Source organism: Terrimonas ferruginea DSM 30193 (assembly GCF_000425585.1).
Classification (GTDB): Bacteria; Bacteroidota; Bacteroidia; order Chitinophagales; family Chitinophagaceae; genus Terrimonas; species Terrimonas ferruginea.
In genome coordinates this window covers 96,833-111,792 of record NZ_KE384399.1, presented here as the reverse complement: position 1 = coordinate 111,792, position 14,960 = coordinate 96,833, and the positions used below count along the sequence as shown (strand labels likewise).

16 protein-coding genes are annotated in these 14,960 nt (G+C 47.1%); 3 read left to right on the top strand and 13 right to left on the bottom strand.

Annotated features, from left to right (window positions below):
* Positions 1-3: 3 nt before the first annotated feature.
* Together H608_RS0114970 and H608_RS0114965 are read right to left on the bottom strand one after the other, a co-directional pair.
* Entirely contained in the window at positions 4-1,863 is a 1,860-nt protein-coding gene (locus H608_RS0114970; protein ID WP_028788388.1) for a type VI secretion system baseplate subunit TssF, read from the bottom strand.
* Between the two features lie 5 nt (positions 1,864-1,868).
* The gene (locus H608_RS0114965) at positions 1,869-2,306 is read right to left on the bottom strand and encodes a GPW/gp25 family protein (protein ID WP_028788387.1); all 438 of its coding nucleotides are present in this window, start codon (positions 2,304-2,306) and stop codon (positions 1,869-1,871) included.
* 225 nt (positions 2,307-2,531) lie between these two features.
* Here H608_RS0114965 and H608_RS0114960 point away from each other — a divergent pair, with 225 nt between their 5' ends.
* Positions 2,532-3,473: a hypothetical protein gene (locus H608_RS0114960; RefSeq protein WP_155990193.1), complete on the top strand. Its 942-nt coding sequence runs from the start codon at positions 2,532-2,534 to the stop codon at positions 3,471-3,473.
* A 152-nt stretch (positions 3,474-3,625) separates the two neighbouring features.
* Here the strand turns inward: H608_RS0114960 and H608_RS0114955 are convergent, their stop codons facing one another.
* The 11 genes from H608_RS0114955 to surE all read right to left on the bottom strand — a co-directional run bounded on the left by H608_RS0114955 (position 3,626) and on the right by surE (position 12,708).
* Complete coding sequence (locus tag H608_RS0114955; RefSeq protein WP_028788385.1) at positions 3,626-4,087, bottom strand: hypothetical protein; 462 nt, start codon at positions 4,085-4,087, stop codon at positions 3,626-3,628.
* Entirely contained in the window at positions 4,080-4,421 is a 342-nt protein-coding gene (locus H608_RS0114950; RefSeq protein ID WP_028788384.1) for a phage holin family protein, read from the bottom strand. The genes H608_RS0114955 and H608_RS0114950 overlap by 8 nt, the downstream gene beginning before the upstream one ends.
* Positions 4,422-4,560: 139 nt before the next feature.
* The gene (locus tag H608_RS22540) at positions 4,561-4,818 is read right to left on the bottom strand and encodes a YtxH domain-containing protein (RefSeq protein WP_051268361.1); all 258 of its coding nucleotides are present in this window, start codon (positions 4,816-4,818) and stop codon (positions 4,561-4,563) included.
* Positions 4,819-4,972: 154 nt separating this feature from the next.
* Positions 4,973-6,298 (bottom strand): citrate (Si)-synthase, eukaryotic, encoded by a 1,326-nt coding sequence (locus H608_RS0114940; RefSeq protein ID WP_028788383.1) that lies wholly within the window; start codon positions 6,296-6,298, stop codon positions 4,973-4,975.
* Between the two features lie 231 nt (positions 6,299-6,529).
* Positions 6,530-7,438, bottom strand: a complete 909-nt coding sequence (locus tag H608_RS0114935) for a bestrophin family protein (RefSeq protein ID WP_028788382.1) — start codon at positions 7,436-7,438, stop codon at positions 6,530-6,532.
* Between the two features lie 112 nt (positions 7,439-7,550).
* Entirely contained in the window at positions 7,551-8,039 is a 489-nt protein-coding gene (locus H608_RS0114930) for a universal stress protein (protein WP_155990192.1), read from the bottom strand.
* 133 nt (positions 8,040-8,172) lie between these two features.
* Complete coding sequence (locus H608_RS0114925; RefSeq protein WP_028788380.1) at positions 8,173-9,549, bottom strand: HAMP domain-containing sensor histidine kinase; 1,377 nt, start codon at positions 9,547-9,549, stop codon at positions 8,173-8,175.
* Positions 9,546-10,226, bottom strand: a complete 681-nt coding sequence (locus H608_RS0114920) for a response regulator transcription factor (RefSeq protein ID WP_028788379.1) — start codon at positions 10,224-10,226, stop codon at positions 9,546-9,548. Before H608_RS0114920 ends, H608_RS0114925 begins: the two co-directional genes overlap by 4 nt.
* A gap of 573 nt (positions 10,227-10,799) precedes the next feature.
* A complete protein-coding gene (locus H608_RS0114915) occupies positions 10,800-11,348 on the bottom strand; it encodes an AAA family ATPase (protein WP_038008648.1) in 549 nt (182 codons plus the stop codon).
* A 248-nt stretch (positions 11,349-11,596) separates the two neighbouring features.
* Positions 11,597-11,893 (bottom strand): hypothetical protein, encoded by a 297-nt coding sequence (locus H608_RS0114910; RefSeq protein ID WP_028788377.1) that lies wholly within the window; start codon positions 11,891-11,893, stop codon positions 11,597-11,599.
* Positions 11,890-12,708 (bottom strand): 5'/3'-nucleotidase SurE, encoded by an 819-nt coding sequence (gene surE / locus H608_RS22535; protein WP_051268360.1) that lies wholly within the window; start codon positions 12,706-12,708, stop codon positions 11,890-11,892. The genes H608_RS0114910 and surE overlap by 4 nt, the downstream gene beginning before the upstream one ends.
* A gap of 297 nt (positions 12,709-13,005) precedes the next feature.
* Between surE and H608_RS0114900 the strand changes: the two genes are divergently transcribed.
* Both H608_RS0114900 and H608_RS0114895 read left to right on the top strand, forming a co-directional pair.
* The gene (locus H608_RS0114900) at positions 13,006-13,761 is read left to right on the top strand and encodes an XRE family transcriptional regulator (protein ID WP_028788376.1); all 756 of its coding nucleotides are present in this window, start codon (positions 13,006-13,008) and stop codon (positions 13,759-13,761) included.
* A gap of 442 nt (positions 13,762-14,203) precedes the next feature.
* Entirely contained in the window at positions 14,204-14,956 is a 753-nt protein-coding gene (locus H608_RS0114895) for a hypothetical protein (RefSeq protein ID WP_028788375.1), read from the top strand.
* Positions 14,957-14,960 lie beyond the last annotated feature (4 nt).

Genomic DNA, 14,960 nt, shown 5'->3' with positions numbered 1-14,960 from the left:
TTGTTACGCTGCTTCTTCAATAAATATTCTGTAAGGCATCAAAGCGAGTGAGCGGTCGGCCAGGCGGAAAGCGAGGTCTTTTTCCCAGGCAACGATTTCATTGCGTTCTCTTGCTTCACGATAATCTTTGCGGTGCAGGCGGATCGTTACATCAATCGTTTTCACAAACCCTTCTGCTTCGTTGAGCGAAACCATTACGCCTTTTTGTACATCGACACTGCTTACGCGTTGTCCGAGTTCGCGCATGCAGAACAGGCGTACATCTTCGAGGCTCATCACGCGGTCGCGGGAAAGCACGGCACTTTTATAAGCCGTAATAGCATCGGCGGTCATCAGGCGGTCGCGGCCACCGCGCGTGGCGGTAAGTAATACGATGCGGTTGTGATCGAGCGCACCGGAACGATAAGGCATCAGCGGAGTACCGGCTTTTATATCATTGGCAGCCCTTCCATTGACGGACCAGTATTTTACAAATAAATGTCTTACTTCTTCCTGCTTGCGGCTGCGGATCAGCAGGTAAGGCGTACGTTCGGTGAGCCAGTTTTTTTGCCGCATCTGTTGTTCGAGCCGGTTCACGATCTGCTGCAATTGTTTTACTTCACCTGCAACAAAATCACGTCCCAGCCTGGAGAATGCCGCGCTTTCATCGCGGAGTAATTGCAGTACCTGTCCGATCATGGAAGCGGCGTCACGTTCATCAAAACGGCCAACGCCGCCGGAACGGAGTAAAATATGCAGGCCCGAAGGATTGTTGCCATCGAGTTCGCGCACATGCAGGGGATGTGCATCCTGGTCTGTTACTTCTTCCAGGTCAAAATAAAGATCGTCGGTAAGTAAAGGAATGATGTTGACCAGTTCCTGCATGCGGTAAGTGATCTCCTGCAGGCGGCGGTTGACCACCGGAAAACAATTCATATAACAACTGACATCTTCGAGCATTTCGGCTGTTACGTTTTCGGGAAATACAATACGGATCCAGCGTAAGCCGTCTGTTTCTATCAGGTTTTTGCTTTGAATGGAAAATGCCTGTTCGAGTTGCGTGGGTATGCCAGACAAGCCGGCTGTGTATTGTTGCTCATCACGGATGGTGACGAAAGAAGATTTATATAATTCGTTGATGTCGCGCAATACGCTGTGGCGGATGCTGCCGGGTTGCTGCAGCAGTTCTTCCACATTCAGTTTTGTATGGGCTGTACGCGGATCGTTGAATCCGGAATGGGTATGCAAAGATTGGGCATCGGCATACCAGGTAGCGGCAGGCAACTGTGCATAGAAATAATCACGCAACACTTCGTTGCGTATCTGGAAATAAAACTGTGCATTATCGAGTGAAACGCCGGCCTGATCGATACCCAGCCAGAACTCTGTAGCGCCCAGTCCCTCACCGGAATTATAGGCCAGTAATTCTTTGCCGGCACCGGGATGCAATTGAAAAAACTTACCCGCGGTAGCCACATAACGGATGTTGCTGCGGTTGACGGCGAAATGACCTGTTGGTGTAAAGAAGAGATCGCGTGTGCGGGGCTGGCCGCCATTTTCTGCAGGTAACTTTTGTGTCAATACAAATTGTTCCTGTGGTGATACGCTCACATTATCCTGCAAGGTGCCTGCGGCCAGTACGGCGTGCGAAGGCAAAGGACCGGTAAGTGTTTCGGGAGAAAGTAATTCCACCATGCGTTCGAGTACGCGTGCGCGGGACTGATGAATCTCTGCGGACACGCGTTCGAACTCGGCTGCCTGCACGGAAAGCAACAGGCCTACGAGCGGGTCGAAGCTGGTTTCGGCTTCCGTTTCAGGATAACCCCAGCTACGGGCTGCCATCTGCAGCATACGGTTGCGGATATGTTCTCTGCTTTCAGACATAAGGTTTATAAATCGTAAGATAATGGACTGACAAAAAAGTGATCGCGGTAAACGATCGGTTCGTTGGTCAGTTGTATATGTGCGGTAATAACAATGGAAAGTTTTTTCTTTACGCGTGTGCCGGCCTGGCGGGGCTCAGCTTCTTCCTGCTGCAATCTCAATTCGACGCGTGTTTGTGTAAGGCGGCGCTCGTAACGGGCGATCACCTGTTGTATGCTATGGATGATTTCTTCCTTCTGTTTATTCTGATTGCTGATGTTATCGAAATCGGCGTCCCATATGCGGCAACCGAACTGATCATCGGAGGAAAGACTATTAAAGGTAGACGTGAGAATCAGGTGCAGGTTATGTGCAATGGATTGCTTCAGCGAACACCGCGTAAGTGTTTTGCCTGAAGGCACAGAATGTAAGGCAATGGGTAAAGCGTAAAACTCAATATTCATGACCGTGGATTACAGGAAAAGAATGAGATCGCTAAACGCATCTGCCACGGTCAAAAGAGATTGTCTTGATTCGGCAATGCTGGGGCTTTGTCACCTGCTTCTATACAAATTCAACGCCAGTTTTTTTGAAATCGGTAAAAATTAATCCCGGAACCGCAGATTTTTTAATCTGAAACCTATGGCCATGGCTTGGTCTTTGCTGCTGTGCGGCTGAAATCGATGCTTATGAACCCTCCCGGCTCTCCTCACTTCATCGTGGTAGGAATAGATGGTACCGGTTCGTCTGAATGGCGCAAACCGGATGGTAGTAACAGCCATGTATTTCAATTCGTACGCGACTTTCAATTTGGCGCAATGGGCGTAGACCGCAAGTTCTACGATGGTCCGCGCAGTAAGGTTTGGGGTACCGATTCCGTTCCCATTCTCCAGGAAGCACTTGATTTTATCCGGCAGCGATTGCAGGTTTTATTTCCCCGGATGATGAATGGCCACAAGCCGCTGGATATGTTCGATGTAAACAGTTGCATGCAGCAACAACAACAGCAGGCATATAGTCACGGCTTTTATACCAGTACATATACGCAGGAATTTCGCGTACCTGTAAGAGTTACTCCTCAGATGTTGTCGAGCCAGCCGCTGAATAATCAACAGGTTCGCGTAATATTGGTAGGGCATAGCCGCGGTGGTCTCATCGCTACAGTGCTGGCACGCATGCTGAGCCCGCTGATCCAGGTTTATTTTTTAGGATTGTATGATTCGGTAGACCGGCAGCCTTGCCTTGACGGAGAGACAGTGGAAAATGTCAAATATGTTTTTCATGCCCGTCGTCATCCCGAGGTCGGATCGCGGACTTATTTCAGCAACACGTCCACGCAATACAAAGCGGAATATTATGAAGAGAAATACTTTTATACCTCACATGGAGGTGTAGGGGGATCTTTTGTGACCGATCGTACACAGGTAGGTATGTTTGACGATGGCGCGTGTGTGGTGCAGCCACCGCAACGGCCGGTTGCTACGCGCGGCGGCGTGGTGTGGGTAGACAATACCAATCCTGTTACAAAAAAATTAGGAAAGCCGATCGATGTGATTTGTGCGGATGGCAGTGCGGAGGCAGACCGCTTTATAAGAGAAGGAGCCCGTAAATTCGGGCTGCCCGTCCGGTGAAGTATTAAGTATTAAGTATTAAGTATTAAGTATTAAGTATTAAGTATTAAGTAGTAAGTAGTAAGTAGTAAGTAATAAGTTCAAGTTAAATACTCCTATTCACTTACTGCCTATCCAACAAGTCTTTTGACTTTTTATTTTTGAATTTTGACTTACAAAGTCGGTCGTGTATCTGAAGCAGCTTCGCCTTTTTCCAGATCGTCGATTTCCTCCTCATCCGTTTCCTCTTCGTGCTGCCCGTTTTTATCTTTCTTTTTGCTGAAAAGCGAAGTAACCCAACTGAACAATTTGCCTTTATTTTCTTCCACGAAGTGCGAAGAATAATTTTTCATGATAAAAGGAACAGCGAGTTTGGCAAACCACCCGGTTTTGGAGAGCAATACACGCTTCATTACAAAATCGATCACACGGTTGATTCCGAGATTCACCAAAGGATTACTGGCATCGCGTGAAAAGAATTTTCCTGCAACATTGATAGCGCTGCGGATGGGTTCCAGTTCAGCTTTGATATCCTGCACGTCCTGGTGGATGAGTTCCTTCTGTGCTTTGAGCAAATCTTTCAACCGTTGCTTTTCGGCTACGAGGTCGTCGTATGTTTGTATAGGTCTAGTCATACACTTTTCTTACGATAAAGTTTCTGATGAAGGGATAAATAATTGACTTGCGCATGGCAAGGATGATGAGCAGACCGAGCAGGTACACGCCCGCGGCCAATAAGAAGCCCAGGCTTCTGCTTTGTACAAGATCACCGAGCCAGACACCGAGTGCCACGCCGAGGAACATTAATACAAACATGGCCAGTCCGCATAACATTACAGCCACTACTACGGTGGAGGCAATATTCGTCGCTTTCTGGGTAACATTGATGATAGTTAGCCGATAGTAGGTATCGGCGATATCTTCTAGATGATCAACCAGGTCGGCGGTTTTTTCTTTCAGTTCTTCCATGAGAGAGGTTGTAAGTTTTAAGTTAAATAGTCATATTAACTATTCACCATTCACTTATTGACTTATTCACTATTTGCACATTTCAAATTAAAAAAAGGCGCCTGCATATTTACAGGCACCTTCTTTAGTATGATGTGCATTAACTAAGGCTTTCTTTGATGCGATTCACTTTGTCTTCAGCGGCGCTCTTTGCACTACGTGCTTTGTCTTTTACGTTTTCGAGCTCGCGTTCGCCGCGGTGAAACAGATGGCTTACGGTATCAGCCCAATCGCCGGCTGTTTGCTTGATTTTCTTACGGATGTCTTTTCCTTTTTCAGGAGCAATCAACAATCCTATAGCAACACCTGCTGCAGCAGCACCCAGGATGCCCAGCAATACTTTGTTTTTGTTAGTCATAACCTATTATTTTTAAAGTTAAGGAATCAGTGCGTTCTTCTCCTACTCCTCAAAAAACCGTACCAAAAAGGTTCTGCTGCCACACACGCTTATCTCCTCCTGCAAATAAAAAACCCTGTTAAGAAACAGGGTTTTATGCTTATCATAGTGGGGCTTAATCTCCCCATATCTGGTCTTCTCCTTTGATCCACTTCTTCACAAGGTCGGTTGTAATGGACTTCGGACGCTCGATTGCAAATCCTAATCCGCGATCCCAGCAAAGACTGGCCAATACACCGAGTGCACGGCTTACACCAAACATCACCGTGTAATAATCATATTCTTTCATACCGAAATGCACGAGCAGCGCACCGCTGTGTGCATCAACGTTGGGCCATGGATTTTTCACCTTGCCGAGTGACTGCAGGATCGGTGGAACTGTTTCATATACATTCCAAACGGTTTGTACGAGCTTGTCATCCGGCATGTGCTTTTTCCCGAACTCCATTTGTGCGGTAAAGCGCGGATCTGTTTTACGCAGTACGGCGTGGCCGTAACCAGGTACCACTTTTCCTTCGCTCAATGTTTTACGTACATACTCTTCGATCTGCTGGGGAGTGGGACTATCGGTTTTCAATTGTTCCTGCATCTCGAAGATCCACTTGATCACTTCCTGGTTGGCCAGTCCGTGCAAAGGACCAGCAAGACCGTTGAGACCGGCAGCAAAAGAGAGATAGGGATCGCTGAGTGCGGAACCTACCAGGTGGGTCGTATGTGCAGACACGTTGCCACCTTCGTGGTCGGCGTGAATGGTCATATACAAACGCATCAGTTCTTTAAACCCATCGTCTTCAAAGCCGAGCATATGGGCAAAGTTGCCGGCCCAGTCGAGCAGGCCATTCGGTTCGATGTGGCTGCCGAATTTGTATTTGCGGCGATAGATATAAGCGGCTACGCGGGGCAGGCGTGCAATGAGGTCCATCGAATCATCAAACACGGCTTCCCAATAATCTTTTTTGCTCATGCCCGCTGCATAGCGGCGTGCAAACTGGCTTTCGGTTTGCAGTGCCATTACTGCCACGGTCAGTTGTGTCATGGGATGGGCAGTAAGCGGCATTGCTTCGATCGCCTGGAACACATGCAAAGGCACCTGGCTGCGGCGTTGCAGCACAGCCGTAACATGTTGCACATCTTCTTCTGTCGGCAATTCGCCGATCAGCATCAGGTAGAAAAGACCTTCGGGTAAGGGCTCGGATCCTCCGGGAGCTTTTGGCAGCTTTTCACGGAGTTCGGGGATTGAATAACCGCGGAAACGGATACCATCCTGTGCATCCAGCAGAGAAGTTTCGGTTACCAGGCCGGTGATACCGCGCATGCCCTGGTAAACCTGGGCCAATTGCACCTCCCCGATCACCCTGGAACCATGTTCTTTCAAGATATCCTTGATCTCGGCCGACATCTGATCTGCCTTGGCCTTAAACCTGTCTTTGAGTATTCCCATGACAATGTATTTCGTAAAAAATGAATAATTCCTAAAGGGCTAAAGGTACTTAAAGCCCACTGGTACAACAAATAATGGGTTAGAAAGTTTGAGGTTTATCTGCCGAAAAACCGGCTTTCGCAAGTGTTATAAAAAAACCGGCAGAAGGGTCTCCTGCCGGCAGCTTTCCTGGACCCCGGAGTAGAGAACTACCCGGGGATGGGTCTTCATCAATGACCCGGGGATGAAGGGTCAAAGCACATAAAACTTATTGGTCTCTTTCACCTCGAGAATCTCCTGGTCCCTGAGCATCTGTGCCAGGTTCCGTTCGATATTCCGGGAAATAGTGGTCATTGGTGTGTCTGTCGGTTTGTTTTCAAAAGGCTCCTGCAGATGGATCGCCATTTTTTCGATCAGCAGGAACGAGGTAGCAATGGCTACCACTACCGGTACTTCCAGCAAACCGAAATACTGGATCACCGCAAAAGGCAACAGTGCGATGAACAGCAGCATGGAGAAATGGATATACATACTGTAGGTCACCGGGAATACAGTGTTTTTGATCCGTTCGCACTTACCCATGGCGTCACAAAGACGGCTGAGCGTGCGGTCAATCTCTACCTGCTGAAAGCGGTTGATCCAACCCTCGTTGAGGGCTGTACGCAAATCGCGTGCATGCAATTCCAGCAAAGCACCCGGCACGTGATCGTAATGACGGATAAAGTCCATTTCCTGGCGGGTCAGGTATTTATCCAGACCGCGGGTAGCATTCTGCCCGCGTAACATTTGCCCCAGCGCATAACACCAGGCCATCTGACGACGGATCATCTTATCACGGAAAGCATGTACCTCGTCACCCTCGTATATCACTTCGGTAAAAGACAACACCTGCCGGGCCAGTGTACGCGAGTCGTTTACGATGGCCCCCCAAATGTGCCGGGCTTCCCACCAGCGGTCGTAAGCCTGGTTGCTCCTGAAACCGAGCAGCAGGGAGATCACCGTACCCAGGATCGCCGGAATGGCAATGGGAATGGAAATACGGGTGAAATGAAAATTCTCGTACAGGATCGCAATGAGGATCGTATACAGGGTAATAAAAAGCAACTCATGCTTGATCTTACCCATGATATAAGAAAACGGTATGTTCTTTTTTAACAGCATAAAATTTACAGGTTCGTTCTACACGCATCAGTGGTCATCGGCCCCGGTCAGTCCGGAGCCGCTCCACCTTTGTTTCCATAAAGCAAAAAAATAGTTTGTCAATGCAACCTGATCAGTTGATCAGTACCGCTACGGCTTCTGCTAACGGCGCAGCGCTTTGAATAACGGTACGGCGTTTTGCCAGTGTGGTGAGTACGGGTATACCACTTTTACGGAATAACGATTCCGGATTCACACTCTGATCGGAAACCGCTCTGAACACAAACGGTTCCGGACAAATGATCATGTCGATATCATGCGCATCGATATAATTACGGAACACGGCAACGGTATTACCGTAAAAATGCCGGATATGAATATTCTGTACCGTGCGCGCATTGGCAGTTTTGATGCGGCGGCAGGCATTGCGGAATTCATCCGTCAGCAGATGCGCATAAGGCACACGACGGCTGGAACCCAGCATATCAGGCGCATGTGAAGGAATATCGAATGCATGAAACAAAATAATATTCATGGATTGATCGTCCAGTGCAGCAACGGCACGTTCTACCAATTGGAGAGATTCAATACTGAAATCTGTAGGGATTAAGACGTTTCTCATAACCTCTTTTTCTTTTTTAAATGACAACTAACTCAATCAGGTTAACAATACAAATTTGCGTTGCTGATCTTACAACCGATTAAAGGTTGCATTAGCTTACATTAAAAAAGAAATAAGAATTACCTAAGAACGATCACGCGTTTGTCATAACAGGCAACTGTACTGTCACAATCGTGCCTTTGCCTTCTTCAGAGGCAACATGTATCTGCCCGTTGTGCTGCCGTATAATATTAAGTGCAAGAGGAAGTCCTACTCCATAACCTTTGAACGAACCCGTGTTTGATGCCCGGAAAAAGGGTACGAACACATGTTGTAATTCCGCATCAGGAATGCCGATACCAATGTCGGTAACAACGAGCACCACGAAGCCACTTTGGTAGCTCAGCCGCACAACCACATCCTGGTTATTGGAATATTTGCAGGCGTTGAGAATGATATTGCTGATGGCAAGTTTTAATAATTGTGCATTGCCGGTTACCGTCATTTTTGACTCGTCCAATGGAATATCCTGCAGGTGAAGACGCACCTGGTTGTCGGGATCGATGCGACTGATGGTGGCATGGATATCGAATAACAATTCATCGAGACGTATGGGTGCCAGGTTTTCTTTTTTCTTATTGAAGCCGGATTGCGCAAGGCTCAATAAAGCCGTAGTAAGCGCCTCCAGTTTTTCCGCTTCTTTGAGAATGGCCTGCAAGGCGGCCTGATACGTTTCAGGCGTGCGTGCGCGGGACAGGGTGATCTCTGCTTCACCGATGATGGTGGTAAGCGGTGTACGCAGTTCATGCGAAGCATTGCTCACGAAATTGTTCTGAATATCGAAGGCGGTTTCCAGGCGATCGAGCATACCGTTAAACGTGCGGGTAAGTTCGGCGGTTTCGTCTTTTCCTTTTTTCTCCTGCAAACGCAGCGAAAGGTTTTCCACGCCGATACTTTTTACGCGTGCAATGATATCACGGAAAGGTTTAAACGCTTTGCGTGAAAAGAAGAAGCTGACCGTAAATACCAGTATTACTTTACCGATGAAAGCGATAAATAAAATCCGTTCGAGGTTGCGCAAAGCCTGCAGTCCGTACATGTTTACGGCTGACTTAACGACGATATTGGTAGCCTCGGGGCTTTTATGCTGAATGCCGGCATAATACACACCGTCGTGATCGTAATAAGCGGTAGAAGAACCGGCCAGTGCTTGTTTATAAAACGTTTCCGGCAACTTCAATCCCTGCGGAATCTGCAAGGCACCTGACCGCTGGTCTACTGTTATGACGTATTCTTTTTCGTTGGGTAACTTCTCCAGGTATTGTTCACGGAGTTCGTTGTAAGTGGCAGTGGAAGTGGTATCCTTTTCAAAATAAATTTTAGACGCGACTACGACGCGGAGTTCGAGACGTTTTTTAAAATCGTTGGAGCTGTCCCGGCTGGCGGCATAGTAGATCACGCCGTTGAGCAGCAGGATAACGGCGGCGGCGAGGAAGGTAAAAAGTAAGGCGGTCTGTGTTTGTATTTTCATGCGGCAGGCTCTTTCATCACATATCCCATCCCGATGACCGTCTGGATCAGTTTTACGGGACCTGGCTTATCAATTTTTTTCCGGAGGTAATTGACATACACGTCCACTACGTTAGTGCCCATGTTGAAGTCGATTCCCCACACGTTTTCCAGCATATCGAGTCGTGACACTACGCGCCCTTTATTCTTCAGCAGGTATTCCAGCAGACGGTATTCGGTGGAAGTAAGGCTGATTTCCGTTCCGCCGCGGACAACGGTGCGGGCGGTAAGGTCCATTTCCAGATCGGCAAGCCGCAACACTTCAGCGGGCTCGGCCGGTAATCCACGGCGTGATAATGACCGTATGCGGGCAGCGAGTTCGCGGAATTTGAAAGGTTTGGTAATATAATCATCCGCTCCTGCATCGAGTCCGGTTACCACATTTTCAGTTGTGGACAACGCGGTGAGCATGAGGATCGGTGTATGATTTTTTTGCTTGCGCAATTGTTTACATAATTCGATGCCGTTCATACCCGGCAACATCACATCGAGGATGATCATATTGAAGGTATGTTCGGTAGCCATTTGCAAACCGATCGGGCCGTCTGGTGCTACTGTAACGGTATGCCCTTCTTCTGTCAACCCTTTATTCAGCATTCCGGCTACTGCCGGCTCATCCTCAACTAATAAAATATGCATATCGACGGTTTGTTTTTAAATCTACCCCAATTAACAGCTTATTTGCCCGAAGGTTAGGCCGGTTGCGGCCTGCAAACTTACTAAATACGCCTTCCGGGAAGCGGTGAAGGTATAAGTAGTTGATTAACTGCCTTTAAAAGCAGCATTACAGACGTATTAGAATTAGATTAAAATTGAGTGAGCCCGGGAAGATGAATAGTGATGCTTGCTCATCAAGGTTCGTGTATGCACCATAAGTGTTCGGAACCTTTAGCCCTGAGAGTCGCTTTTCATTTTTAAACGTAATGGCAGCGTGGCGTATAAATCAGAAACCTTGTTGGTCTCCCGACCAACAAGCAAGCGTCAGGCAGCTTTGACAGGTTAAGGTCAACTTCGTACATAACTCAAGGCTGAGCAGGCCCGTTGGTCTGGAGACCAACGGTGGCGTGATGTCGGAATGACAGGTCTAAAATCTTCCGAACAGTTGTGGTGTATGCGCGAACGAGGGTGAAGATGTAAACCTTACACCTCACTCCCTATACCTTACTCCTTATACCTTATACCTTATACCTTATACCTTACTCCTTATGCCTTTTACAACCCCGCTCCCGCAAGAACGAACTTAACGCGGTCAGCAACAGAGCAACGGGGTACATCAACAGGATCGTAACCAAAGTGCCGGTACGTATCACGGATTACGCGTGCAGTTTTTACCGCTTCGTCCCAGGATTGTTTGCGTTCGTCATCGGTTGTATATATCTCCTGCCATGGCGGCAGCAGGAATACACGGCTATGATAACGATACTCCTCGGCGGCAGCATGAATGGCCGGACTCATTGTTTGACCGGTGAGACGCATATAGGCAAGCGTATCAGGCAGTCCCCTGTCGAAAAAAACCGGTTGGCCTTCATAACGTTTTATTGCATCCTTGTAGGCCTCGATAGTAGCCTGTAGCATTCGTTCGGTATAGGCAGTAATGTTGCCCCAGGGCAATGCATCGCCCCCCTTATTAATTTGTTCTCTTATGATGTCGCGCGCAACTTCCTCCATACAAACAAAACCACGCTCACGCAGTGCATTCAGTAAGGTGGTTTTACCGGCCCCGGGGCCACCGGTAATTATAAAAAAAAGTGTATTGTTCATTTCGTGCAGGGTTTGGGATATGTTTAGCAGGCAGGTGAGTACCTGTTTACAACAAACCGGCCGGAGGGATCAGGACAGCCAGGAAGGAGCCAACGTTGGCTGTAGCTGGGAGAAGAATGACATCGTAGTATATACGGCAATAAAAAGCAGACAGGCGTCTGAATCATGGGTCGGATTGGGTAACAGGATGAGCTGTCAAAGTTAAGCCTTTGCATCATCATACTTTACTTCCATCCATCAGAAAGACCTTAAACAACTTTCAAAAGCAGGATGGCAATACCGTAGATGACAGTTATGGTAAAGATGCCGGCAGCGGTCTTATCGCGATTCGTATTGACATATACCGTAAAGAGCGCAATATTGCCCAGCAGGGTAAGTGAGCCAACGGATGTCAGTAGTTGGTTTTCGCTGAAGAAATAAGTCAAAAATTCTCCAAACGACTGAAACGGAGAACGCACCAGGTAAATGATCAGCAGGCCCAGGAGCAAACCCAGCAGACCAATCAGCAGGCCGAAACGAAAATTGTTTGATTTCAACAGTTTCATGACCATTGCTTTTCCAGTTTTGCTTTCAGTTCGTAATGGGTAAGATCAAATTGCACCGGCACTACACTCACGTAACCGTGGTTGAGCGCCCATACATCGGTATCTTTTGCTTTATCGAAATTCACGAATTCGCCGGTAAGCCAATAATAATGACGACCGTGCGGATCCTGGCGCTCGATGAAATCTTCTTCGTATTTCGCATAGGCCTGCTTACAGATCCGGATTCCTTTAATATGATCAGGTGGCAGGTTGGGAATATTTACGTTGAGTACGGTATGTTTATCCAAACGCGTGTTCAGCATTTTCTGCACTACCTCACGCGCATACTTGCGTGCTCCGGTAAAATCAGCCTCAATGCTATGATCCAGCAGGGAGAATCCTGCAGAAGGAATGTTTTCAATAGCTGCTTCCACCGCAGCAGACATCGTACCGGAATAAATCACGTTGATGCTATGATTGGCGCCGTGGTTGATACCACTTATACACAAATCTGGTTTGCGATGCAATACTTTATCTACCGCCAATTTTACGCAATCAACAGGTGTGCCTGTGCAGGCATAGGCTTCAATTCCTTCAAAGCTGTCTACTTTCAGCAAGCGCAGCGGATGTCCGATGGTGATGGCATGTCCCATACCTGACTGCGGTTTATCGGGAGCCACTACCACGATCGTACCGAGATCTTTAACGGCTTCTACCAGGTTGCGTATACCAGGTGCTGTAACCCCATCGTCGTTCACTACGAGGATCACCGGCTTTTCCTTGGTCCGGGCTGTAGAACTTTTCTTCTTCGTTGCGGTCTTTTTCTTTGTAGCCATAGCTGTGCAAAAGTACCTTTTTTCCTCAAAGACCCAACAACTTGCTAAACAGCAGATAAGGACACGATCCGCCTACCGTGCAAAGCGTGTTTTTCAGGCTCCCGTTTATCACCTTCTGACAGCGCACCCTTGTCAGTAAGCAATATCCGGCTCTATGACCTTACAGTCAATTGGCAGCACTCTCTTTATTAATTAGTCAGTGCTGTTCTTCTTAAAAGGAATAATCGTGGTAAAAACAGGTAAAAAATTTGTTTTTGATAAAAAAGTTAGTATTTTGCACTAAAATCATTAGTTGATATGTCAATCGCCAGTAAAAACATGAAGTACCTGCGCAAGCTCAGGGGCTGGACGCAGGAGGAATTTGCCACCAAATTAGGTATCAAACGTTCCCTGGTCGGAGCCTATGAAGAAGAACGTGCAGAGCCGCGCATCGATGTGCTTGAAATACTGTGTGATATTTTTAAGCTTACACTCGATGATCTGTTGCGCAGCGATCTGAGCGAAAGTAAAGGCAGTAATTATCTGTCCAAACGCCGGGCGATGAAATTATCCGGCGGCCGCTCGGAAATTCCTTTCGTCCCGATGAAAGCTGCTGCAGGTTACCTCGCAGGTTATGGCGATCCCGAATTCATCGACGAACTTAATACCTTCACCTTACCCATGATGAGCGGTGGTAACTATCGCGCATTTGAAATCGTAGGTGATTCCATGTTACCCACACCCAGTGGCTCCGTGATCGTAGGTGAGAAAGTTGACGATCTCGAACACCTCAAAAACAATGCAGCCTGTATTGTGATCTCCCGCACCGAAGGAATCGTTTACAAACGCGTTGCTAAAAATACCCGTACAAAAAACAAGCTTACACTTGTGAGCGACAACCCCGTTTTCCAGCCATATACCATCAGCTCCGAAGATGTATTGGAAATGTGGGAAGCCCAGGTCGTTATTTCAAAGACCAACACATTGCAACGTTGGAATGTAAATCAACTTGCAAACATTGTGACAGACCTGCAACAACAGGTAAGCACATTGAAAAAGAAAGTGAGTAATTAATCATCGGCGGGATAATCATCCCGCTTTTTTTTACGCCTTATACTTCCACCGGTTCATCTACCTATAAAATGAGACCGGTATTCCGGCTTTACTCAGCCCCAGAACGATTCTGTCATTCCGTATAACCCGCTACATTTTCATTCAGCCAATTCCTTTCTCTGTACCTATTCGTTTACCCTTACTTCTCTTACTACCCGCCAACTCCCCTGTCCTATTACTAAGTATTTATTTCCCCCCCACAAACTTGACAAACACCCTGCAGATTATTATCTTGTAAAAACCGTATCATGGCACAAAGATATCCCAGCCACCGGGCCTTCACCAAAGGAAAAAACACAAACATCAAGCGTATTTTTCTTTGAGACTGTCTTGCCGAAAAAAACGATCAAATCGTATGGTTTTTCCCTTGGATTCCGGCATCGTCACAACGTAGCTTAGCCAAATGGAAAATTTATTTCAATACTGGTCTTATCAATACTACACCGCGCCGCTGCTGATTGCAGCCGTTGTCTATTGCCTTATTATACTTGTCAGAAGAAGCAACCCGATCGAACCACACCGGTTTCACTGGTTTGCCATTTCCATGCTTATACTATGGATAACTAACAGTGTACTATTTGTCGTATTCTATAAAACGCCTTACCAGCCTGCCATACAGCAGACATTCCGCTACATGGACCTCCTGTTTCTCACTGTCGAGACTTTAGTATTTTCTCATTTTTACTATCACCGGCTTTTCTCAAAAAGACTGAAACATTTCATTATAGTAACGAATATCATTTTCCTTACCGGGACGGCGACGATTATATTTATGTCTTCTGTGTCAGATCTTGAACAGATCGTCCGGCTGAGAGGATGGTTGCTTGCAACTGAATCCCTGTTTTTTCTGATACTTGGGGTTGCTTATTTCATTACGCTTTTCAGAGAATCCATATTAAGAAACCTGACCGATATTCCGGGATGCTGGATAGCAACAGCGATCACCCTGCTCATGCTGGTCTCCATTCCGGTTGCCATTGGAGAAATACTCTTCTTTAAAACATATCACCTGTGGTCTGGTTTCTATGCGATCTATTATTTATTGTATACAACATTTTTTCTCATGGTTGCGCGGGCATGCTATTGCAAGGAAACCACCTATGCAGTAAACAAGGAAAAGCAACAGCCAACAAAAGCTATTTCAACATTGAATTAACCTT

Excerpts from the sequence above, each read along its gene's own strand:
- H608_RS0114930 (WP_155990192.1), bottom strand. The coding sequence starts at position 8,039 with ATGAGAAACGTCTTAATCCCTACAGATTTCAGTATTGAATCTCTCCAA.
- H608_RS0114925 (WP_028788380.1), bottom strand. The coding sequence starts at position 9,549 with ATGAAAATACAAACACAGACCGCCTTACTTTTTACCTTCCTCGCCGCC.
- H608_RS0114935 (WP_028788382.1), bottom strand. The coding sequence starts at position 7,438 with ATGCTGTTAAAAAAGAACATACCGTTTTCTTATATCATGGGTAAGATC.
- H608_RS0114910 (WP_028788377.1), bottom strand. The coding sequence starts at position 11,893 with ATGAAACTGTTGAAATCAAACAATTTTCGTTTCGGCCTGCTGATTGGT.
- H608_RS0114955 (WP_028788385.1), bottom strand. The coding sequence starts at position 4,087 with ATGACTAGACCTATACAAACATACGACGACCTCGTAGCCGAAAAGCAA.
- H608_RS0114900 (WP_028788376.1), top strand. The coding sequence starts at position 13,006 with ATGTCAATCGCCAGTAAAAACATGAAGTACCTGCGCAAGCTCAGGGGC.
- H608_RS0114915 (WP_038008648.1), bottom strand. The coding sequence starts at position 11,348 with ATGAACAATACACTTTTTTTTATAATTACCGGTGGCCCCGGGGCCGGT.
- surE (WP_051268360.1), bottom strand. The coding sequence starts at position 12,708 with ATGGCTACAAAGAAAAAGACCGCAACGAAGAAGAAAAGTTCTACAGCC.
- H608_RS0114940 (WP_028788383.1), bottom strand. The coding sequence starts at position 6,298 with ATGGGAATACTCAAAGACAGGTTTAAGGCCAAGGCAGATCAGATGTCG.
- H608_RS0114950 (WP_028788384.1), bottom strand. The coding sequence starts at position 4,421 with ATGGAAGAACTGAAAGAAAAAACCGCCGACCTGGTTGATCATCTAGAA.
- H608_RS0114960 (WP_155990193.1), top strand. The coding sequence starts at position 2,532 with ATGAACCCTCCCGGCTCTCCTCACTTCATCGTGGTAGGAATAGATGGT.
- H608_RS0114970 (WP_028788388.1), bottom strand. The coding sequence starts at position 1,863 with ATGTCTGAAAGCAGAGAACATATCCGCAACCGTATGCTGCAGATGGCA.
- H608_RS22540 (WP_051268361.1), bottom strand. The coding sequence starts at position 4,818 with ATGACTAACAAAAACAAAGTATTGCTGGGCATCCTGGGTGCTGCTGCA.
- H608_RS0114965 (WP_028788387.1), bottom strand. The coding sequence starts at position 2,306 with ATGAATATTGAGTTTTACGCTTTACCCATTGCCTTACATTCTGTGCCT.
- H608_RS0114920 (WP_028788379.1), bottom strand. The coding sequence starts at position 10,226 with ATGCATATTTTATTAGTTGAGGATGAGCCGGCAGTAGCCGGAATGCTG.
- H608_RS0114895 (WP_028788375.1), top strand. The coding sequence starts at position 14,204 with ATGGAAAATTTATTTCAATACTGGTCTTATCAATACTACACCGCGCCG.